Source organism: Pseudomonas sp. N040, assembly GCF_015637705.1.
In the GTDB taxonomy this organism is placed as follows: Bacteria; Pseudomonadota; Gammaproteobacteria; order Pseudomonadales; family Pseudomonadaceae; genus Aquipseudomonas.
Genome location: NZ_JADOBE010000006.1, coordinates 62,178 through 83,117 on the forward strand (window position 1 = coordinate 62,178; position 20,940 = coordinate 83,117).

Below are 20,940 nucleotides of genomic sequence, written 5' to 3' on the forward strand. Positions count from 1 at the left end.
CGACGGGCCTGGCCGCCTCAAGCACTATCGCGCAACCCCAGCTCAAATATTTTTGCCCGGACCTGTGCGATATAACTGGCGCGAATCTGGCAGGCGATCAAACCACGCCGCCCCTCCAGAAACGCCATTCTGAAAACATAGTGGTAGCCAAACCACAGCCAGTGCTCGAACGGCAGCCGGATGATCAGGGATTTCAGCGCTCTTCTTCGCTCTTGAGAATTACCCAACAATCGAGGGGCAATTGTTTCCTGGCCGTAAGTGCCGGTATCCAGATAGCGCTTGCGCAATTGTGCTTCCCAGGAAGAGTACTTGTTGTGGCGGGCGATATAGGCTTCCAGCCCCTTGAAGTCCTCGTGGATCAGTGGCGTTTTGATAACGCCCACCCTGCCATTCACCAGTACGCGCTCATGCACTTCCATGTCTAGACTGCCGAGGTCGTCGTCGAAGATGCGCTCAAAGTGGGCCTTGCCAGTCTTGAACAGAAGCACGGCCGAATGCGAAAAACCGCCATGCCGCATGGGCTTGCCGAGAAAGTGAAAGCCTTTGGTAATCATGTAGGCATCGGATGGCTCGGCCGCATTGATCGTCTGCGCAATCTCTTCCCACAGTGCCGCAGGGATGACTTCATCCGCATCCAGCAGCAGTATCCATGGCGTGTCGACGCGCACATTTTCCAGTGCCCATTGGCGCTTCTTCGGATACCCCCCCGCATAGTCGAACTGCACCAACTCGGCACCGAATTGCTTCGCTATGGCGGCTGTTTCATCTTCACTGTGAGAGTCCAGAAGGACGACGCGCTCAGCCGGCTGCAGGGCGCTCAGGCATTTGGGCAAATTGACGGCTTCATTCTTGACCGCAAGCAATATGGTGACAGGCAGCTTATTTACAGGTTCAGCCATTACTCTTCACTCAGTGACCCAAAAAGAAGAAACAGCAATAGTCATGGCTTACGCGCGATAGCGATCATGGACTTGGCCAGGGCCGGGATGCGCCCGACCCGGCGGAAACGAATATCCACAAAACCAGCCTGCTGCAACAACTTGGTGAGCGTTGCAATAGACCAGAACTTGATATGTCCGTGATCCCAAAGCGCCGTGAAATGGCCGTCCATTTTTCCGCTCATGGCCAGCGCAAGGTTCTTCCAGTAACCATGAAAAGGCGTGGATACAATCGCAGTCCCCCGCGCCTCAAGCAGCGAAAACAAGGTTGCTGCGTAATGCCGTGGCGCATAGACGTGCTCAACCACTTCCAGACTGGTAACCACAGGAAATTGGCCATAGCGCGATACCAGATCGTCATAGGCCGAGCCCATTTCCAGCTTCAGTTCAGGATATCGGGCGTTGGCTTGAGCAATGCCTTCGCTGGAAGGATCGACGCCCGATACATCCCAACCTTGCTGCGTCAGCACGTTGGCGACACTACCGTTACCACAGCCCAGTTCAAATACACGCCCACCTTTACCCGCTTTTTTCAGAAGCGTCATTTCCTCCAACAACGCCGGCAGCAAGTAGTCGTGCGCACGGGTCAGCGCTGCATTGCCCCAGCGGAAGCCATCTATGCTGATCAACTTGCTCATGTTGTGCTCTGTGCTTTGAGCATCACATAGCGACCTAAACACAGTGCATCCATATCGGTCCTTTTAAAGCAGTCAAATGCCTGCTCTGGCGTGTCCACTACTGGTTCATTTTCATTGAAGCTAGTGTTCAGCACCATGCCGATACCAGACTTCTTCTTGAAAGCTGAAATCAGTTGGTAATAGAGCGGGTTACTTTCCGGGTCTACTGTCTGCAGTCGTCCCGTGCCATCCACGTGCGTCACCGCCGGTAAGCGTTCGCGCCATTCAGTGCGGATTTTCACGACATGCATCATGAAAGGGCTGTCAACCGTCTGCTCAAAGTAAGTGCCAACGTCTTCCTTGAGCACGCTTGGCGCAAACGGACGGAACGATTCACGGCGCTTGATCTTGGCGTTGATGGTTTCCTTCATTGTCGCGATGGCGGGGTTAGCCAAAATCGAACGATTACCTAACGCACGTGGCCCCCACTCACTGCGCCCCTGGTACCAGCCGAGGACCAGCCCATCGGCAATCAGACGGGCAGCAACCTCCGCCAATTCGCTGTCATCCGCACAGACTTTAAACAAGTAGCCACTTGCCTCGGCAACAGCCCGCATGCGCTCGTCAGGATAAGCTGGCCCCCAAAAGGCATGCTTCATGTGAAAGCGCTCTTTCCTGCCCAGCACCTGGTGCCAGACTACATAAGCCGCACCCAAGCAGGTGCCATCGTCCGAGGCTGCTGCCTGCAAGTAGGGTGTAGTGAAGGGGGTTTCACGCAAAATACGCGCATTAGCCACTCCGTTGAGCGCACAACCACCTGCCATAACCAACTGTCCAGTTGGCACCAACTTATGCAAGCGATTAAGGCAATGCAAAGCTGCCTCTTCGAAACGCACCTGGGTTGAACGTGCAATATCCATTTCGCGCTGAGTGAGCGGTGCATTGCGCGGCCGGGGGTTACCCAAAACACTTATCAGTCGATCAGTGTAAAAGCGGCCCATTGCAACTTGCCCAGCGTTGTCACTTGCGCCACTTTCGCCGCCATCATGCATGCCGAAGTAGCCCGCACCCAGCCGGAACCAATCATCATCGTCCAGTAACACCAGTTGCGACATGACTTCCCGATAACGGTCTTCTCCATAGGGGGCCAAGCCCATTACCTTGTATTCCTCCCCGAAATGATCAAAACCTATGAACTGACACATGGCCGTATAGAAGAATCCCAGACTGTCCGGCAGCGTGACCCGGTCAAGGATTTCTATCTGATTACCCTCGCAACGAGCAACCATCATGCTGGCGAAATCTCCCGAGCCGTCATATGACAAGGCTGCGGTAACACCCTCAAACGGCGACAGGTAGTAAGCACTCGCAATATGCGCCAAATGGTGCTCTACCCCAATTACTTCAAACTTCAAACTGGCGGGATCCTCTCCGCAGACTTCAGCCAACAATTGAAGGGTGCTTTGGGACTTTCTATTGCGGCGGAAATGCTCCAGGACGGCACCCGCAGCCTTCAGCGGCCTCTGCGCCACATAAGTCATTTTTGCCAGGTAATTAGCTTTGGGGTCACGTGCCACAGCAACGTGTGTAACGTCTTTCAAGGTAAGACCAGCATCCCCAAGCAGACGACGAATAGCATTTTCAGGGAACGCCGAAGAGTGCTTGACACGTGCCCCCAAACGCTCCTCAGAAACGGCACCAATAAGAACCCCGTCAACCACCAGACAGGCTGCCGAGTCGGCATGAAAGGCATTGAAACCCAAAATCACAGTCATCTTGTTTATCCGTAATTATCTAATCGAGTCGTACGTTATCGGGCTTTGTTTGCTGCCCTAATAACCAGCGATAAACCGCCGCTGTCTGCTGTGCAATATCCACCCAGTCATAGCGCTGCACATAAGCCTTACCGCGCTCGCCCATCGCCACCCGCTGCTCGTCACTCAATGCCAGTGCCTGGCGCAGCGCGACTTCCAATGGTTCAACGCCTATCGCTACCCACCAGCCACAGCCATGGGTCACCAGCTCCGCCCAGGGCGCACCCTGCGTGGTGATCACGGGCAAGCCGTGCGCCAGTGCCTCGGCCACCACCACGCCAAAGTTCTCGCTGAACGTAGGTAACACGAAGAGGTCGGCTGCGTGATAAATGGCGGCTTTCTCTGCCCCATCGACTTCACCCAGATAGTCAATCGCTGTCTCGATACCGGCCTTGCGTGCTGCAGCCATGACCTCGGCCAAATGCCCGCCTTCATCAGGCCCGGCAATCTGCAGACGCCAGCCCTGCGGCTGCAGCGTGGCCCAAGCCTGAACCAGATTGAGCAAACCCTTTTTCTGGTGAACGCGCGACAGGAACAGTGCCTTGCGTACCCGCACAGGAGGTTTTGCCTCAGTAGCTGCCGGTATGTGCAATTGAATCCCGTTGGGTATGACCGCTACAGGCAGTTCAAGACCGAGACTGCGGAAATTCTGATACTCATCCTCGGAGGTAGCCATCAGCACGGCAGCAGAATCCAGATCACGCCGTTGAAACACTGCCATGGCCAACTTTTTCTTCCATGACTTATGGTTTATCGCCCAGGGCTCCAGCATCCCGCGCGGATGAATGATCAGCGGAATCCCCAACTGCCGGGCAGCCCTGCTGGCCCAATGATTAACTGGCAGCCACAGCCCATGACTGTGTATCAGCGAGGGAGGGTTGTGCATGCAGAGATGCAGCAATTCCTTGCGCAGGGGTAAACCTGTTCGCAAAGCCACTCTCGATCTGGATTCGCAGATTCTTCGATCCACGCGGGGGCAACTTGATGCCACCGCCATATCGCCAGCAAGGCCCTGGCTTAGCAGTGTGATCCCTATAGCAGCGTCATCAGCCAGGGCATCGGTGAGCTGAACCACCGTACGTGACGGCCCACCTGCTTTTGGATCAATGCTTGCTACGACATGCAGACAACTAATGGAAGTTGTCATTAAAAATAAACTCGTTTCAAGCGGCTATTTCCTTATGGGTGCCGGGGTACAACCAACCGATACTCTTTGGATAATTTTCATACGCTGCCTTTGCTGATGAACCTGGCAGCAACTCGCTTCGCCCACTCCCGGCTCTGCTCACCACGCCTGGTCAGACCGATATCGCCAAGCCACACATCCATGGGCACACCGAAGCCTATTTTCCCGCGTTGCGTAACCTCATCAGGCAATGCGGGAGAAACGCATTGCGCCAACAGTGACTTGCCCGGATAGCCACCGAACTGCCCTAGCAGCGGGCTTAACCTGCGCAACAGATGCGCATCAACCAGCGGCGTACGCAGCTCGACACTGTGCGCCATGCTGGCCCAGTCGCTGTCGCGCAGCAGCTGATTGCGCAGATACGTGGAGGATTCGATCTGGCTCAAGGCCAGGCGGTTGTCGGCAGGCAGGCTGCCGCACATGGCTGCTATCCAGAGCGCAACATCCACGCCGCGCAACGCCGGTACTGCAGCGGCCTTGCCCATCAAGGCCGGCAAATCCTCTGGCGCGTAGAGGCTGCGCCGCAACCACCAGGCCCCGGCCATGCTGCGCAGGCAGTCGGCAGCATGACGCCAGCGGGCATTGCCACTGCGCCAGACCTGCAGCCGGCTTAGCAGCCTTCCGGCAGCGAGCATCCCGGGAATCCGCAACAGCCCGCGCCAGCGTGCAACCAACCGCGGCAACTCCTCAAAGCTCTCATAGCCCTGGAACAGCTCATCGCCACCCACGCCGGAAACCACCACTTTCAGCCCCAGTTCGGCGACGGCCTTGCTGGCGAACCAGGTGTTTACGCCGTCAATGGTCGGCTGATCCATGGCCTGCAGAATTTTCGGCAAGTCCGCCTGGAACTCCTCCCGGCTGACCCAGCGGACGTGATGCCGAATCCCGTATTTTTCGGCAATGCTCGCCGCCACTGGCGCCTCGTCGTCATTCGTACCGGCAAACTCCCGAAAGGCCACGGTAATACCGTGCAGCTCACGGGCGCCAAGCTCGACCATCATGCCCGCCAGTGCGCCGGAATCGATGCCGCCGGACAGAAACACGGCCACTGGCACGTCGGAGACCATGTGCTCGCGCACCGAATCGAGCACCGCTTCCCGCACCCTGACGCGCAATTCGGCTTCTGGCACCACGGGCAGGCCGGCGGCCTGAAAATCATCGGCGATACGCCACCAGGCGTGAGGAGCCGAGGTCAAAGCGCCCTCGCCGAAGTGCACACAATGCCCGGCCGGCAGCGCCTTGATCGCGGCATACCAAGTATGTGGTTCAGGCACCGAGCCCAGTTGCCAGAAACCGGCCTGGCCCTCGGGGCAAGGCGAATTGTCGATGCGCCCGGTCGCCAGAAGCGCCTTGACCTGCGAGCCGAACCAGACGCCCTCGGCAGTCTGCGCGTAGTACAGGGGCTTGATGCCATAGGGGTCGCGGGCAGCAAAGCCGAACCGGCTTACGCTGTCCCAGATGACGAATGCGAACATCCCGCGCAGCAGAGGCAGCATGTCATCCCCATGCCGGGCATACAGGGCCAGGAGCACCTCGGAATCACTCTCGGTGCGGAATGCCACACCCTCGTCCTGCAGGACTGCCTTCAGCTCGCGGAAATTGTAGATCTCGCCATTGAAGGCAAGCAGATAGCGACCGCAGGACGACTGCATCGGCTGTGCCGCACGCGGATCAAGATCAATGATCGATAGCCGACGGTGACCGAGGATCATCCTCTCGTCCTGCCAGACCCCCTCGCCATCCGGGCCACGGGCCTGCATGCTCTGGAGCGCAAGCCGAATGGCATCTTCATCCGTGTTTTGGAGTCCAGTCCTGGCATTGAACGCAATCACACCACACATGAATCAGACCCGCCCCTGCAACAAGGAATCCCACATCTCGACAAAGGCCTGACCAGCAACCTCTTCGGCGTAACGCGCTTCAATGGTGGCCCGGGCACGCCGACCCATTTCCGCGTTGAATGGCTTGTCCTGAATCAACCGGGCAAGACGCTCCGCCATGGCGGCTGCATCATCCAGCGGCGTCAGGAACCCATCCATCCCATCGGTGATGATCCCGTCCGGGCCACCGCTACGGGTGGAGACCACCGGCACATTGCAAGCCATAGCCTCAAGAATCACCACCCCCAGCCCCTCTTCATCCGAGGGCAGCGCAAAGACACAGGCGTGCTGGTACAACTGGACCAGCTCAGCGAGCTCAGGTTTAACCACAAACTCGATGCGCTCGCTAAGCCCCAGCGCAGCGGCACGCTGCCAAAAGGATTCTGACGGACCACTGGAGCCGGCCAGTTTCAGCTTCACCTGATCGCGTAAAGCAGCGGGCAACAAGGCATATGCTTCAAGCAGCAGCTCGACGTTTTTGCGCGGATCGCTCAGGCGCGCCACGCAAAGAATATAGGGGCTTGGATTGTCGAGCCTACCTGCTACCGGACAAAAAAGACGTGTATCGACACCGGGCGGCGCGTAGCGCAAGTTGAGTTGCCGGCCCGCATTCAATACCTTGCAGTACTCAAGCATCCAGAGATTCTCAACCTGAATACCATCCACTGCACGCAAAGCCCGGTCATCAAGCCTGTCGGTAATGCGGGTCATCTGCCTGCGCCACCAACTAGCAATACCCTTGGATTTTGTATCGCGCTGTCGGCGCTCTACAACGGCACGCGTAGCCACCTGCAATGCCACCGGCTTACCCAAACCCACTACAGTGTTGGCCCAGGCTGGCGTACCGCACACCACCTGTACCAGATCAAAATCGGCCAGCAGTTCGGTCAGCACCCGACGAGGCCGATAACGCTGAAACTCCAGCTCGCCAAAGTTGGCACCCACATGAGTAAAAGGCAGCCCTTCCCATTCACCCATGCTTGCTTGCGGGCCCCGCAGCCAAGTAGAGGGCTGGCACAAGAGACGACTGGAACGTTCAGTGCTGGCCATGCACAAGGAAATCAGCTTCAACTCATAGCGACCTGAACGCAGGGCCGCATCCTTGACGAAGCGGGCTACGGCGGGGACGCCGCCACCATTGGTTAGGGAGGGGACAACGAGGGCAAGTTTTTTCATCTCAACATCCATTGCAAGCACTGGAATACACCAGATAGCTAAGTGCTAGCTGGTTCATTATTCACGTCTTTCTCCAGTAAATCTTGGATCTAACCTTAAAGCTCACCGACGTAGTAAAGAAGAGTCCGGTTCAGCGCCTTGCTGGACGACTTGTTTCTTGATCCCTAGTAATGCGACATGACTTGCTGTTTTATACGGATCAATCAAACCGTCTTTTGTATTGAGGATATGAACGCTCTTACAAAAACTTTGTATTTGTCTGTAATTGTTAAAAACTGAATAGGAATAAGCCAGTCCATCCCCTTCAGATATCGTATACCCCTTGCCTCTTGTCTTTATAAGGTCAGCAACTTTCCATAAACCAACGAAATTAATAAATTGCTTGATTTTTCGCGCCAGTATCGATCCTTGCCCAAAGTTGTTTGAGTCAGAAATAAATATAGCTTTATTGGATACACGCAACATCTCCGCAACCGCCAGACAAGGCTCCTTTATATGATGCAGAACTCCGAACTCGCAGACTAAATCGAATTCGGCACTCTTAAAATCTAAGCTTTTAGCATCTCCGTCTATTAGCTCATCTGTGGATAATCCCTTTAAATATCCGATCTCACGGAGCTCTGTCACTGGCTCAACTCCGACGACTCTTAGGTCTGGCCGGATTTTCTTGAGGAATTGAACCGCTCGACCTGTACCAGATCCAATATCGAGTATGGATTGGATACCGAGATAGTCGATTACGCCAACCATAAAAGATAATGCGAAGAAATGTTCATCGTTTTCGTCAAGATGCATTGAGTCATACCGACTTGCGGTTTCAGCGTAATAGCGCCGCTGTGTCTCGATTTCGTCAGAATTGGTCATTTTATACTCGGTGGTTGCAGGGGCTGAGTGCAACACAGGACGGATGCAGAATCTGAGTGCAACACGGTTATTGAATAGAAGCAGGCGCAGTATGATGCGTTCACGTTCTTCTGGGTGCCCTGACAGAATCGAAGAGTCTCTCAATGCTTAACTGACCCTGGAAAGATCCGTTGGTACAACAGATGGCGCCTTCGTTTACAAGCATGTGTCTCATGCACTCTCTGTGAGCAGCGGCTTGAAAATTTCCACTGCCCGCCTTGAGTAATGTGACCAGTCGTGGTCTACCGCAGAGCGTGTGCACGCGTCATGCATTGAGCGCACGCGCTCAATTTCGCGGCAGCAGGTTAGCATGCGTTGCAGCAGCGCTGGCTGATCACCCGCTGGGATAACCCAGCCATTTTCGTCTTCCGTGACCGCCTCCGATGCCCCCGCGTGATCGGACACAATCACCGGCAACCCGCTCGCCAACGCCTCGACCACCACCATGCCAAACGAATCCAGCCGCGAAGGCAGTATCAGACAATCCATTTTCCCCAGAAGCACGCTGAGCTGCTCGTGCGACAACTTGCCGTGAAAATGGATGTTTTTGCAGTCACCCAATCGGTCGGCCATGGTGGCATCACCCGCCACATGCAATTCGGCCTCTGGATAAGAGTCCAATAACCCCGCGAAACTCGCAGCAAGGCAATCAAAGCCTTTGTGGAAAACCGGAATGCCAACAAAGACAAATTTCGGTGCGCCAGAACGCGACATCTCGTGTGTGGGCCTGAACTTTGCGATGTCACAACCCACTTGGTTCACGGTGATGCGCTGCTCATTGACACCAGCATCGATGTAGGTCTGCCTGGCCAGCTGAGAAACACAGATAATCTTGTCGGCAAGATCAATCTCACGTTTCTTGCGTAGCCGCAGTTGCCGGCCTGCCCAGGTTTTTGCACCGTATTTGTCCTCGTCAAGAATCTTGTCTTGCAGCGCATGATGGAAGGCTGCCGCATCCAGCACACAGGTTATGCCCAGGGACTTCGCAACCCTGAATGTTTCAGCGCAGCACATCTCGTAACCCACCACCACTTTTGGACGCAAGCGAGGTAGCTGATTCGCCACCCAGCGATCCAGGGCAGCCCACGTCATCCATTCGCCCAATTGGCGTAAAGCTACAGAATGCTGTCTAGAGGCAATTTTCTGGATCAACAGCGGCCCAATTAGTGCGTGCACCTTGTCGCCCGGTAAAAATTGCAGTGAGTGGCGCAAAACGGCCGAAGGCAGCCAGCCATCAAGACCGGCGGGCAACCATGCAAGCGCCCGCCGGTCAGGCAACAAGGTCCAGTAGCTATGCAGCAGCCCGGCATCCTGCAACGCCTGTGCCAGCCGGTGCGAGTGCTGGCGGGTTGGGTGTGCAACCAGCACGCTCATCGCGCAGCAACTCCCGGTGATCCCTGCGCACGCAACCGAACCCGCTGCTCCAACGCCTGCCTGTGTTCAAATTGCGCCATCGCCAATAACCCCACACAAAACCAGTAAAAAACTGCCCCGACGGGAGGGGCGAACACCCCGTTGCCTACATACATCCCCAGCGCCATGGCAGGTAGCGCCAGCACGGCTGCCACCCTCACAGTGCGCGTACGGCCTTTCATCACAAGCTTGGCCGCCCAAAAAAACAAGGCAACCCTCATGGTCAGGCTGAAAAACCAGCCAAGTATTCCAAGTTCCAGGACCAACCTGCCGGACTCTTCTTCGAATCCAACGCGGGGTGGCAACCACGAAAATGGTCGCACCCCCTTTGCCAGTGCAGGTGAACCCAGATTGGCCGCGCCACTGCCGTAGCCGAACAACCCCGCCGTGTCGAAAAAACGAAAAGCGTTGGTGAAGGCTGTGAAAGTACGGTCTGTGTCGCCATGAGCTTGTGCGGCGAGTGCTGTCCGCTGCTGCAGTGCAACCCAGGCTGTGTCCTGCGTTTGCAAGCTGATTGCACCCAGTACCGCTAAGGCTACTATGATGCGCACCATCCTTTGGACGCCGAGCAAGCGCGAAGCGACCCCGGCAAACAACATGATGATTGCCGAAGCCGCGGCGATGACAATCACTCCACGCGAACCCGTTGCTGGCAGGGCGGTCAAGGCAAAACCCAAACCGACCAGAAAATTGCGCGAACGTGCACCATAGAGGAACAGGGCCACGCCCAACACCGTGACCGTCTGTACAAACGAACTCATTCCGCTGATATACGAGAAAGGCCCGGTCACCCGCACCAGGTTGGCTTCCCCGAAGTAGGCTACCCCTTCCACGCCGCCCCGAACCTGCTGGTTGAGGAAACTGCTTGCAGGCAAGGCCAATTGAGCAAACGCCAAGGCACAAACGGGTATGGCCACCCAAGGGTATATCTTTACCAGCCAGAGAAATAATTCGTCCAGATTGCGGAATGCCAATGGGATCAGAAGAATCAGGCTGGCATAAAGCAGGTGTGCCTTTATGCCCCATATACCGACAGGTAGATTGGGCAAATAGACGTTGACGGATTCCAGTAACACCCAGGTGGCATAGACAAAAAACAAGCCGCGCACCGCGGGCTGCATTTTTGCGTTGCCCTGCCCTTGCCGCTTAAGCACCACAGTCACCAGCAAGCCCAGCAGCAGGACGTCTTTGGCGATGAAGAGCAACTGCTCCGCACCCGGCAGCACCCATTTACGCAAGGCGCCATCGTAGATCAGCAGAAACAGAAACAAGCCGAGGCCCAGGCGGACATGTAATGGCCCTTTGTGCGAACTCATGCCACCCCACCGCTTTTTTCCCGCTCAAACTCCGGGCCAACCCAGGCTTCGAATGGGGCATTGAGCATTACTGGCGAGTAGCACAGCGAGTCAATACGACGAATCTCCAGCTGTGTGGCCGGGTTGCCTGCCACTACTGCATAATCCGGCACATCCGACCTCACAACTGAACCTGCGCCCACAACAGCCCCGGTTCCAATTTTCACACCCGGCAGGACCAAGGCATTTGTCGCTATCCATGCAAAATCGCCGATGAAGATAGGCGCCTTCTTTTGGCCCCATTGAGGGTCGGTAAGCGAATGTGACGCTGTCAGCAGAATGGCACCGTCATTGATCACCGCGTTTTTACCGATTGTGACCTTATCGTGCAGCGCAATCTCGCACCGGCCCAACGAAGCCTCACTGCCTATAATCAGGTTTGACAAGCGGCCCCCAATTTTCGCCTTGCCTACTACAGCAAGGCGGCCAATTACTGCTCCTTGTAAACGGAGAAAGGCAGGCCGCATCAGTAAGCGCGAAGTACCATATGAATGATAAAGGCGCTTGCACCAAACTTTGAGCAGACGCAAGGAGTTCGCTGGTTTCTCGCGATTGCGCCAGAGAAACAAGAAGTCGTTCAACATCGACGTTCACCAGTGCATTGGCCAATCAAGGCCAGCAGTGTATTTGCGTGACGGGCCAAGCCGTGCGGCTGATACCAGGCCCAAGCCGCTCTCCCGACAGCTTCAGCGTCGGGCGCAGAACCGGGAATCGGGATACCGGGGGAAAAATGCACACCCGCAGTCAAGCCATCTACCTCTCGATAGTGATCTGAAAGCAGGAGCGGGCACAGGCCGTGTGCGCAATAGGCAGCAAAAACGCTGCTCTTGGCGACATAGTCAACAGGGTAAGCCAGCAGGCCAAATCGTGCGCCCTCCATCAGGGTGCTTATCTCGCTATCAGCCAGGCGGCCATGCTGCACGACGCCGTTCATGCGCAGCGATTCCACCAAGCCGGCGTCCTTGATGGCAGAACCGATATCTTGAATTTCCAGCACCTCTCGTCTTGCCCAGTCAAAAAGGCTGTTACCGGCGGCCTGATAGGTGGCCTCTCGAAGACCGGGACTGCCGAACACGACCACGCGGGGCAACCGCGCTTGCAAGAGCGTACCGGGCTCCCCAATGGTCGAGAAGACCGGCAACACTGCATGCGGTTTGTTGCCGGCAAAACGCCGGAGCCATGCGGCCGAGCCCTCGCGGCTGGTGATCCAGAAATCCGCCATTTCCGCCAGTCTCCGAGCGATGTACCGCTGCACAGGGGAGAGCCAGAAGGATGAGGACCAGGGTGGGCCAAAGGCGTAAAGCTCGTGGAAGAAAATCCCCAGCGTCTTTATTCGCGGGCGCCGTGCTTCGAGTTCACGCAGCAGCCACAAGGGTGTGGCCCGCTTTTGGAAACCGTAACCGCTCATTTGCAGGATGACAGTATCACCTTCATTAACTGCCCAGCTTGCCGCATCCTCTTTGGCAAGATGGACAAGGCGAACCTGATCGCGGCCGATCGCTCCCTGAAGTTTGCAGGCGAAATCGTAAACGCCGCCGCTTGTCGCGGGTGGCACAATAAAATGAATCAAGAGATAGCCTTAGTTTAATCCTGGACTTGACTAGTCATTAGGCAAGGAAATTAGTTTTCCTTTACCACGTCCGCTTTAAATAAAATAATTTAAGCCCGAATTATTCTGAACAGTGTTATTTTGAGAATTTCAATAATTTGTTGTTTACGAGCGCCAATAGCGAAAAAACCAATCGTACTTAGAAACATTTTGCCACTTTCTGCATAACTTAAAATCAATTGAGTGGAATTTAGCTCTTCTTCTATACTCGATATTATATTTTCATAATTACTTTTTCGTACAACCTCAACCATTACCTTTAATAAGGCTATTCTGCGGGTGTATATAGCGACTCTCTCCTCTATCTTGGATTGAAAATTTCGATCGGAAGAAATGCCTACACCCACGGTCCTTTTAACTGTCGCCACCGGAATATAAGAGACGCCATTGTGTAACGCAGCTATCAGCCCAAGAAGGACATCTTCATTAACTACATCTCGTGACGGCGCTGGATATTTCAGCAATAGCTCTCGATCAATACTCCATGTGCAGCCTAACGATTTTTTTACAGAAGCGAAATCCATGATGGTACTATTTGCCATCATACTTCTTTTAAAATAGCCCCTGTAAGTACCGAACACATCATAGTGTTCCTCATCAGTAGTGGATGCAGAGCAGTGTGTTTTTAGCCAGTTTTCTACAACTAAACGCGTCCGGTTTGAAAACGACACATCGTCAGCTGCTGCTGCAATTAGTAACTTGCCGGATGCAATATTTGCCACATTAAAAACATGCGGGGTTAACCCATAATTTGTATCATTTCTGTTCAAAATTATTTTATGCGGACCCTCATATGCCGCCGACATCTCCCGCATGATTTCAAACGTTCGATCCGTGGAGCAGTCATCCGACAAGATGATCTCCAACGGCTCATACGTCTGCGCAAAAGCGCCTTCTACCGCCTCGCGAACAAACTGTTCCTGGTTGTAAGCAAACAAGGCAAAGGTTACCAACGGTTTTTCGTTATCAGTCATGCATTACACCCAATTTGAATACATAGCGCCTTGCCATAGTCGCAAGGCGACCCAAGGCACCACCCAACTCAGCCATACGGGCCAGTCGCAATAGCGCGATGATGCCAAAGCCACCCGCAGCCAGCACACCGACAACTGCGCCCAGCCAGTCGTGCCATGCGCCGCAGGCGGCAACTAATGTGGCGGCGCCGCTCAGCAGCAGCACATCTCGCAGCACGGTACGACTCCAGGCAAAGCCGGTGCGGCGTCGGGCCAGCCAGTACACCAGCGGCAAAAGAACCATGTACATCAGCAGAAAGCTGATGCCGGCGGTCTGTATGCCCAGCCATGGCAAGGCCAGCCAGGTGATGCCGGCAAACACGGCCATGGCCGCCGTCTCGCTGAGCATGAAGGTGCGGCCATCGCCGGCCGCGAGAATGATGAAGCCCAGCGGCCAGCTGACGATTTTCAGCACATCACCGAGAATCTGCCAGCGCAGGATGCTGGCGGCAGGGGCAAACTCTGCCGTGTAAAGCAACTGAATAACCCAGGGTGCCAGCGCCAGCATGCCGAGCAATACTGGTCCGGCCAGCAGCAGGGCTACTTCGGTCTGTTCGTTGGCCAGGCGGTTGGCGGTTGCATGATCGTGGATCGCCGCAGTCAGCCGCGGGTAGTAATCGGTGCCCATGGCCCCGAGTACAAAACCCAGGTAGGTCATGGAAATCACCCAGGCGGCCTGGAAGTAGCCGAGGCTTTCAGCCCCCAGCTCCCGCTGCACCAGCGTGCGCACCGCCAACTGGCCCAGCACCCCAACCAGGCCGGCCACCATAAAGGCAGTTCCCAGCCTGGCCATGGTTTGCCATTGCCCGACCAGAGCCGGCAATGGTGCAGGGGGCGTTTGGATTTTTGGCAAGCGGGCCACATACAGCTGGCCAATGACAAAACCGGCAAAGGGCCCTGCCAGAATGAACAGCAGCAAGCCGGCCTCACCCAACAGCCAGATGGCACCGATGCCCAATACTGTCGAAAGAATTGCCGAATACACCTGCACCCTGGCTATATCACCTACCCGGCGCATGCCGGTGAGCAGCGCGCCCTGTGCCCCAGAGGCAATCGTCAGGGCGACGCCGACCGCCAGCCAGCCCACCAGGGGCGCCTGTCCCGGGTCGGCCAGCACCTTGACCGCCAGCACATGGCGCAGTGCCCAAAGCAGAATGCCGCCCACCGCAGCCAGACACAGGGTGCCCCAGAACAGCGCGCGGCGGGCGGTATCAATGCCGGCCTGGTCTTCCCGCCCCGCCGCCTCGGCAATCTGCCTGGTGCCAACCGTACCAAAGCCCAGCGCAGCTACCGTAGAGGCCGTGGCCATCAGGTTTTGCAGCAGGCCGACCAGGCCCACGCCGGCCGGCCCCAGCAACACAGCGACCACCTTGATGCGCAGCAGGCCAATCAGAATATTGATCACCGAAGCCCCGCCAATAATGGAGGAGCTTCGCAGGATCTGGCGGTGGGAGGAATTACTTCTCTCACTCATCACAGTTATCATGCAAAAACTTGATTACTTTCGCAGGGTTTCCGGCAACCACCGCATACTCTGGCACATCTTTAACCACTACTGCGCTGTTAGCTATAATAGCACCAGCGCCCACTGTAACGCCTTTCATAATTTTCGCATTCGAACCGATGAATACGTTGTCATTAATGTTGACGGGCTTTGCCCACTCCGGCTTCGACTGATTTCTTTCTGTAACCTTCAATCCATGGAAATCACTATCCAAGATTTCTACATTGCAGCCGATAAAACAATTTTCTCCAATTGAAATATTTGTATGTTCTGCAATAGCACAAAAATTGTTATTTATGGCGGTACCATCGCCAATTGAAACCACAGCTTGATTACCCCTAGCTTCAATATGTGCATAAGTAGAGAAGTGCGCAGGCGATGGGTAATAACCAATTGTAACTTTACCAGAAAAAATAACTTTACCACCACCCTGCATTAATAACGGCTGCCTGCATATCGGCTTACCTTCAACACAAGCGGTGCAAATACAGCGATAAGAAATCCCTCTGCAGTACTGATATGTACGAATAAGTAAAAGAAAAAATCTGTTAATTATATTTCTGATGGCCATACGCATTAGCTGATGGCTCCAGACGAGCATTCAAAACGCCACTGGTTACATGCCGCGATGACGGCTTGGGCATCTTCAGCTGTGAGTGTTGGGTCCATCGGCAAGCTCAGCACCTGTTCGTGCATTGCTTCGGTCAGCGGCAGTTTTTTGCCATTCCACGCCCGGTAAGCCTGCTGCTGATGCGGCGGGATCGGGTAATGGATCAGGGTTTGTACGCCGCAGTCGGCCAGGTGCTGTTGCAGGGCAGCGCGTTGTTCGCAACGAACAACGAACAGGTGCCAGGCATGCTGCTCCCCGTTTGCACACTGCGGAAGGCGAATGGCCGGGTTGGCGATACCTTGGCGATACAGCCGGGCAATTTCGCGGCGTCGGGCGGTCTGTTGATCCAGATACTTGAGCTTGACGCCGAGCATGGCTGCCTGGATTTCATCAAGGCGGCTGTTCACACCCTGATAGAGGTTCTTGTACTTCTCGTGCGAGCCGTAGTTGCGCAGGGCACGCAGGGTTTGCGCCAGCTCATCGTCACTGGTGGTAATGGCACCGGCGTCACCCAGGGCACCCAGGTTTTTTCCGGGGTAGAAGCTGAAACCGGAAGCTTGCCCCCAGTTGCCTGCCTTGCGGCCACCGATGCTGGCACCATGGGCTTGCGCGGAGTCTTCCAGGACCACCAGGTTGTGGCGCCCGGCCATATCCAGCAGGGCTGGCATGTCGGCCAACTGGCCATACAGGTGTACAGCCAGAATGGCGCGAGTCCTAGGCGTGATGGCAGCTTCAGCCTTGCGCGGACAGAGGTTGTAGCTAGCTTCGTCCGGCTCCACCAGCACGGGTGTCAGGCGGTTTTCGGTAATGGCGAGAATGCTGGCGATGTAGGTGTTGGCGGGGACGATGACCTCATCGCCCTCCTTGAGCTTGCCCAGCTCTTTCCAGGCACGCAAAGTCAGGGTCAGTGCGTCGAGGCCGTTGGCTACGCCGATGCAATGGCGGGTGCCGCAGTATTCGGCAAATTCGCGCTCGAAGCGTGTCAGTTCGTTGCCGCCGATATACCAGCCGGAATCAATCACGCGGGTGCAGGCTTCGATCAGTTCTTCGCGGCAGCTTGCATTGATTGCTTTAAGGTCGAGGAAGGGGATCATGAAAACAGTTTTTCCATTAAAATTTTTCTATTGGACTCGACACTTATTTTTGATATTTCAAAGTGTAAATTGTCTGAATCTTCACCAACTTGCACAGCACCCATCTTCTTGTGAAATGAAATCACCTTCTCATTGCCTTTCATTACTTCAAAGTGAGACTTTATGTAACCTAGATTCTCAAAGCCAAATTTGTATATCAAAAACGCACTTTCCAGTGCGGCATAGCGCGTCTTGTCGTCGTTTAGAATCCAACTACCCCAACAAAATGAATCTTGCCTCAGATCGTATACCCGGATAGTTCCGCAAGGCGTCCCATCATTTCTTTCGATAATAAAATAAAACTGGGCGCCTGCGGCTTCATCTGTTTTATAGCGTTTTATCCACTCTCTTTGGTCGGCAACGTCTGATGAAACCGATGAAATAAACTTGTTATATCTTTCATCCAACCGGAGCTTTAATACAAATTCTGCATCAGTACTCTCGATTAATCTCAAAGAAACAGTTTTAGACTCCAATTTCACCGCCCGATCTCCGATAAGAATCTTTGGTAATCCCGAATATAATCCGCTTCGTCGTAGTGTTCGTTGGCCAGCACCAGCAGCACACAGTCATCGCTGAAATCGTGCATTTCATGCCAGACCATTTTCTGAATACGCATGGCCTTGGTCGGCGAATCAAGCCAGGTTTCTTCCTTCTGCTTGCCGTCATCCAGCAGCATGCGGCACTTGCCAGATACGCATACGGCAATTTGCTCGAGTTCTTTGTGCGCATGAAAGCCACGCGACACGCCAGGCAGTGTGCCGGTCAGGTAGTAGACCCGCCTGATTTCAAAAGGGATGTTTTTATTCGCTTCAAGCACTGTGAGGTGACCACGCTCATCACCCAACAACTTGAAGTCGATCAGCTTTATCAGACTCACTTAACATCCTCGACTAAAGACAGCAGGTATTTGCCGTAGCTGTTCTTGCTCAGCGACCGGCCAATACGTTGCAGGTCATTCGCGCTCAGCCAGCCATTGTTGAAAGCAATTTCTTCCAGGCAGGCAATCTTGTAGCCCTGGCGTTTCTCGATGGTTTCGACGAAGTGGCTCGCCTCCAGCAAGCTTTCGTGGGTGCCGGTATCCAGCCAGGCAAAACCGCGACCGAGCAATTCTACGTTGAGTTCACCGCACTCCAGATATGCTTGGTTGATGCTGGTGATTTCCAGCTCGCCACGGGCCGAGGGCTTCGCCTGTTTGGCGATCTCGACCACGCGGTTGTCGTAGAAGTACAAGCCGGTCACGGCGAAATGCGATTTTGGCGTGAGCGGTTTTTCTTCAATGGAAATGGCGCGCTTGTCCGCGTCAAATTCGACCACGCCAAAGCGCTCGGGGTCTTTCACCTGATAGCCGAATACTGTTGCCCCGCTCTGGCGCTGGGCCGCCTGGCGCAACATGGGGCTGAAGCCCTGGCCGTAGAAAATGTTGTCGCCAAGCACCAGACACACCGGGACGGAACCAATGAAGCCTTCACCGATGATGAAGGCCTGGGCCAGGCCATCCGGGCTGGGTTGCACGGCGTAGCTGAGGTTTACCCCGAACCCGCTGCCATCGCCCAATAGGCGCTGGAAGCTGCTGATGTCTTCCGGGGTGGTGATCAGCAGGATGTCCCGGATGCCGGCGAGCATCAGCACCGACAGCGGGTAATAGACCATCGGCTTGTCGTAGATCGGCAGCAGTTGCTTGGAAACGCCAAGGGTAATCGGGTGCAACCGGGTGCCGGAGCCGCCGGCGAGGATGATGCCTTTTCGGGGTGCGGGGCTTGCAGTGATGAGTGAGGGGGCGCTCATTGGATTGCTCTCATATTAAATATTATTATCAGTGCGCCCATTTATATAATAATGCTCTTGCTGACTTATTAGTATTACGAGTCTGTTTTTGTGTTCTGCGCATTGATCGCGCATAGGATTAGCTTTCGCAAACACCGACAGGACGACGAAGGCCATCTTTTATAAATTGGCTTATATTCTTGGTGCGTTAGCGTCAGGTTTTTATCTGACTAGCTAACCATAAAGCCTTTAAGCTTAAACTCTAATAAACCGTAAGAAACTCTAATTTTCTCTCATAGTACCGGAATAATTTTATTTTCCGTCCCTTCTTAGCTCAATATAAATCCCAGCACCTCGGATTATGAAGCAGAAGTAATCTTCCCAGAAATTTATATTCTTATTGGCGAGCCATTGCAGGAATGGGAAAAAGTTAAAAACTCCATGGAGAGAAATTATTTTTTTGTCAATTTTAAAACGTGATTTTGAGTAAAACCCGTAATCAGCGTGAATAGGAGTTCCATTCACGAAGTAATCAAATGATTGGCTGGAGAAATGCCATTTATGTGATAAATCTGTATAAGAGGAGGTGGAGCTAAAGTGAGGCGTTAACAAAAATAGTTTCCCATTGGGTTTAAGAATTCTGTGGCATTCCTCGATAACCCTAAGTGGATTCGACACGTGCTCGATTACTGAAAACATGTAGACGGCATCGAAGCAAGAATCTGAAATAGGCCATGGCAATATGTCAAGATCGTGCAATATATCAGGACTTACTGACGGATTAAAATCAAGCGTTGTAACACCTTCTCGTTTAACTGGGCCGGCGCCAATTTCCAAAACTGGCCTCCCTTTCATACGCAAATTCTCGGAATTAAAGTGATCTCCCCAAAAATCCCACCATTTGAACCTATTTAAAAAATATTTAATATTTTTTGCCATGCTTTAAAATCCAAATTTAACTTCTTGCATAATTGCGCCAAAGGCGCCATATCACCAATTTTAATCCGACCGAAGCTCAACTCCCCCGGTCATCCTCTGTCAACAGCGCATCAAAGAAGGCAATGGTCTTGCGTAACCCGTCTTCCAGTTGCACCTGCGGCTGCCAGTCATTGAGGTATTCCCGGGCACGCTCGATGTTGGGTTGGCGCTGCATGGGGTCATCGGCCGGCAGAGGGCGGAATACCATCTGCGAGCTGGAGCCGGTGAGTTCGATAACCTTTTCCGCCAGTTGCCGGATGGTGAACTCGCCGGGGTTGCCCAGGTTGATCGGCCCCGGGAAGCCTGGCTCGCCGTTGGCGCCTTTGGGCAGGTCCATGAAGCGCAGAAAGCCTTCGACCAGGTCGTCCACGTAACAGAAGCTGCGGGTCTGTTGGCCATCGCCATACAGGGTGATGTCTTCACCCTTGAGGGCCTGGACGATGAAGTTGCTTACCACCCGCCCGTCGTTGGGGTGCATGCGCGGGCCGTAGGTGTTGAAGATGCGGGCAACACGAATGTCCAGCTGGTGCTGGCGGTAGTAGTCGAAGAACAGTGTTTCGGCACAGCGCTTGCCCTCGTCGTAGCAACTGCGCGGCCCGATCGGGTTGACGTTGCCCCAGTAGTCTTCGCGCTGCGGGTGGACTGCCGGGTCGCCATAGACTTCGCTGGTGCTGGCCTGGAAGATCCGCGCCTTCAGGCGCTTGGCCAGGCCGAGCATGTTGATGGCGCCATGCACGCTGGTTTTGGTGGTGGCTACCGGGTCGTGCTGGTAATGAATCGGGCTGGCCGGGCAGGCCAGGTTGTAGATCTGGTCGACCTCGATGTAGAGCGGGAAAGTCACATCGTGGCGCATGAACTCGAAGCGCGGATGGTCGAGCACGTGTTCGATGTTGCGCTTGGTGCCGGTAAACAGGTTGTCGACGCAGACCACTTCATCACCGCGGGCGAGCAGCCGGTCAATCAGGTGGGAGCCGACGAAGCCTGCGCCACCGGTGACCAGAATTCGTTTGCGGGGTTCATAATTTCGCATGTTGAGTCTCTGAT

General features: G+C 54.6%; 20 protein-coding genes. All 20 read right to left on the bottom strand.

The annotated features are described in order from the left end of the window. Nucleotides 1-17: 17 nt before the first annotated feature. The gene (locus ISX93_RS10460) at nt 18-899 is read right to left on the bottom strand and encodes a glycosyltransferase family 2 protein (RefSeq protein WP_195778677.1); all 882 of its coding nucleotides are present in this window, start codon (nt 897-899) and stop codon (nt 18-20) included. Between the two features lie 41 nt (nt 900-940). Further along, nucleotides 941-1,576, bottom strand: coding sequence for a class I SAM-dependent methyltransferase (locus ISX93_RS10465; protein WP_195778678.1), 636 nt, complete (start codon nt 1,574-1,576; stop codon nt 941-943). Continuing rightward, a complete protein-coding gene (locus ISX93_RS10470) occupies nt 1,573-3,330 on the bottom strand; it encodes a carbamoyltransferase family protein (protein ID WP_195778679.1) in 1,758 nt (585 codons plus the stop codon). Before ISX93_RS10470 ends, ISX93_RS10465 begins: the two co-directional genes overlap by 4 nt. 19 nt (nt 3,331-3,349) lie before the next feature. Continuing rightward, nucleotides 3,350-4,516, bottom strand: a complete 1,167-nt coding sequence (locus ISX93_RS10475; protein ID WP_219841014.1) for a glycosyltransferase — start codon at nt 4,514-4,516, stop codon at nt 3,350-3,352. 77 nt (nt 4,517-4,593) lie between these two features. Continuing rightward, entirely contained in the window at nt 4,594-6,396 is a 1,803-nt protein-coding gene (gene asnB, locus ISX93_RS10480) for an asparagine synthase (glutamine-hydrolyzing) (RefSeq protein ID WP_195778680.1), read from the bottom strand. Nucleotides 6,397-6,399: 3 nt separating this feature from the next. Next, nucleotides 6,400-7,611 carry a glycosyltransferase family 4 protein gene (locus ISX93_RS10485; RefSeq protein WP_195778681.1) on the bottom strand — a complete coding sequence of 404 codons (1,212 nt, stop codon included), beginning with the start codon at nt 7,609-7,611 and terminating at the stop codon, nt 6,400-6,402. Between the two features lie 102 nt (nt 7,612-7,713). Beyond that, nucleotides 7,714-8,475, bottom strand: a complete 762-nt coding sequence (locus tag ISX93_RS10490; protein WP_195778682.1) for a class I SAM-dependent methyltransferase — start codon at nt 8,473-8,475, stop codon at nt 7,714-7,716. A 210-nt stretch (nt 8,476-8,685) separates the two neighbouring features. Then, nucleotides 8,686-9,888 carry a glycosyltransferase family 4 protein gene (locus tag ISX93_RS10495; protein WP_195778683.1) on the bottom strand — a complete coding sequence of 401 codons (1,203 nt, stop codon included), beginning with the start codon at nt 9,886-9,888 and terminating at the stop codon, nt 8,686-8,688. After that, a complete protein-coding gene (locus ISX93_RS10500) occupies nt 9,885-11,243 on the bottom strand; it encodes a hypothetical protein (protein WP_195778684.1) in 1,359 nt (452 codons plus the stop codon). The genes ISX93_RS10495 and ISX93_RS10500 overlap by 4 nt, the downstream gene beginning before the upstream one ends. After that, nucleotides 11,240-11,866, bottom strand: coding sequence for an acyltransferase (locus ISX93_RS17235; protein ID WP_308705322.1), 627 nt, complete (start codon nt 11,864-11,866; stop codon nt 11,240-11,242). The genes ISX93_RS10500 and ISX93_RS17235 overlap by 4 nt, the downstream gene beginning before the upstream one ends. After that, the gene (locus ISX93_RS10510) at nt 11,860-12,852 is read right to left on the bottom strand and encodes a hypothetical protein (RefSeq protein ID WP_195778685.1); all 993 of its coding nucleotides are present in this window, start codon (nt 12,850-12,852) and stop codon (nt 11,860-11,862) included. Before ISX93_RS10510 ends, ISX93_RS17235 begins: the two co-directional genes overlap by 7 nt. An 89-nt stretch (nt 12,853-12,941) precedes the next feature. Beyond that, complete coding sequence (locus ISX93_RS10515; protein WP_195778686.1) at nt 12,942-13,865, bottom strand: glycosyltransferase; 924 nt, start codon at nt 13,863-13,865, stop codon at nt 12,942-12,944. Further along, nucleotides 13,858-15,378, bottom strand: coding sequence for an O-antigen translocase (locus tag ISX93_RS10520; RefSeq protein ID WP_195778687.1), 1,521 nt, complete (start codon nt 15,376-15,378; stop codon nt 13,858-13,860). The genes ISX93_RS10515 and ISX93_RS10520 overlap by 8 nt, the downstream gene beginning before the upstream one ends. Further along, entirely contained in the window at nt 15,371-15,985 is a 615-nt protein-coding gene (locus ISX93_RS10525) for an acyltransferase (RefSeq protein WP_229732157.1), read from the bottom strand. Before ISX93_RS10525 ends, ISX93_RS10520 begins: the two co-directional genes overlap by 8 nt. Then, nucleotides 15,985-17,112, bottom strand: coding sequence for a DegT/DnrJ/EryC1/StrS family aminotransferase (locus tag ISX93_RS10530; protein WP_195778688.1), 1,128 nt, complete (start codon nt 17,110-17,112; stop codon nt 15,985-15,987). The genes ISX93_RS10525 and ISX93_RS10530 overlap by 1 nt, the downstream gene beginning before the upstream one ends. After that, on the bottom strand, nt 17,109-17,633 hold the full coding sequence (locus ISX93_RS10535; RefSeq protein ID WP_195778689.1) for a GNAT family N-acetyltransferase: 525 nt from the start codon (nt 17,631-17,633) through the stop codon (nt 17,109-17,111). Before ISX93_RS10535 ends, ISX93_RS10530 begins: the two co-directional genes overlap by 4 nt. Beyond that, entirely contained in the window at nt 17,630-18,031 is a 402-nt protein-coding gene (locus tag ISX93_RS10540; RefSeq protein WP_195778690.1) for a sugar 3,4-ketoisomerase, read from the bottom strand. The genes ISX93_RS10535 and ISX93_RS10540 overlap by 4 nt, the downstream gene beginning before the upstream one ends. Next, the gene (rfbA, locus tag ISX93_RS10545) at nt 18,028-18,939 is read right to left on the bottom strand and encodes a glucose-1-phosphate thymidylyltransferase RfbA (RefSeq protein WP_195778691.1); all 912 of its coding nucleotides are present in this window, start codon (nt 18,937-18,939) and stop codon (nt 18,028-18,030) included. The genes ISX93_RS10540 and rfbA overlap by 4 nt, the downstream gene beginning before the upstream one ends. A 291-nt stretch (nt 18,940-19,230) precedes the next feature. Further along, the gene (locus ISX93_RS10550; RefSeq protein ID WP_195778692.1) at nt 19,231-19,857 is read right to left on the bottom strand and encodes a class I SAM-dependent methyltransferase; all 627 of its coding nucleotides are present in this window, start codon (nt 19,855-19,857) and stop codon (nt 19,231-19,233) included. Between the two features lie 76 nt (nt 19,858-19,933). After that, complete coding sequence (locus ISX93_RS10555) at nt 19,934-20,926, bottom strand: UDP-glucuronic acid decarboxylase family protein (protein ID WP_195778693.1); 993 nt, start codon at nt 20,924-20,926, stop codon at nt 19,934-19,936. Nucleotides 20,927-20,940 lie beyond the last annotated feature (14 nt).

Excerpts from the sequence above, each read along its gene's own strand:
- ISX93_RS10460 (WP_195778677.1), bottom strand. The coding sequence starts at position 899 with ATGGCTGAACCTGTAAATAAGCTGCCTGTCACCATATTGCTTGCGGTC.
- ISX93_RS10465 (WP_195778678.1), bottom strand. The coding sequence starts at position 1,576 with ATGAGCAAGTTGATCAGCATAGATGGCTTCCGCTGGGGCAATGCAGCG.
- ISX93_RS10470 (WP_195778679.1), bottom strand. The coding sequence starts at position 3,330 with ATGACTGTGATTTTGGGTTTCAATGCCTTTCATGCCGACTCGGCAGCC.
- ISX93_RS10475 (WP_219841014.1), bottom strand. The coding sequence starts at position 4,516 with ATGACAACTTCCATTAGTTGTCTGCATGTCGTAGCAAGCATTGATCCA.
- asnB (WP_195778680.1), bottom strand. The coding sequence starts at position 6,396 with ATGTGTGGTGTGATTGCGTTCAATGCCAGGACTGGACTCCAAAACACG.
- ISX93_RS10485 (WP_195778681.1), bottom strand. The coding sequence starts at position 7,611 with ATGAAAAAACTTGCCCTCGTTGTCCCCTCCCTAACCAATGGTGGCGGC.
- ISX93_RS10490 (WP_195778682.1), bottom strand. The coding sequence starts at position 8,475 with ATGACCAATTCTGACGAAATCGAGACACAGCGGCGCTATTACGCTGAA.
- ISX93_RS10495 (WP_195778683.1), bottom strand. The coding sequence starts at position 9,888 with ATGAGCGTGCTGGTTGCACACCCAACCCGCCAGCACTCGCACCGGCTG.
- ISX93_RS10500 (WP_195778684.1), bottom strand. The coding sequence starts at position 11,243 with ATGAGTTCGCACAAAGGGCCATTACATGTCCGCCTGGGCCTCGGCTTG.
- ISX93_RS17235 (WP_308705322.1), bottom strand. The coding sequence starts at position 11,866 with ATGTTGAACGACTTCTTGTTTCTCTGGCGCAATCGCGAGAAACCAGCG.
- ISX93_RS10515 (WP_195778686.1), bottom strand. The coding sequence starts at position 13,865 with ATGACTGATAACGAAAAACCGTTGGTAACCTTTGCCTTGTTTGCTTAC.
- ISX93_RS10520 (WP_195778687.1), bottom strand. The coding sequence starts at position 15,378 with ATGAGTGAGAGAAGTAATTCCTCCCACCGCCAGATCCTGCGAAGCTCC.
- ISX93_RS10525 (WP_229732157.1), bottom strand. The coding sequence starts at position 15,985 with ATGCGTATGGCCATCAGAAATATAATTAACAGATTTTTTCTTTTACTT.
- ISX93_RS10530 (WP_195778688.1), bottom strand. The coding sequence starts at position 17,112 with ATGATCCCCTTCCTCGACCTTAAAGCAATCAATGCAAGCTGCCGCGAA.
- rfbA (WP_195778691.1), bottom strand. The coding sequence starts at position 18,939 with ATGAGCGCCCCCTCACTCATCACTGCAAGCCCCGCACCCCGAAAAGGC.
- ISX93_RS10550 (WP_195778692.1), bottom strand. The coding sequence starts at position 19,857 with ATGGCAAAAAATATTAAATATTTTTTAAATAGGTTCAAATGGTGGGAT.
- ISX93_RS10555 (WP_195778693.1), bottom strand. The coding sequence starts at position 20,926 with ATGCGAAATTATGAACCCCGCAAACGAATTCTGGTCACCGGTGGCGCA.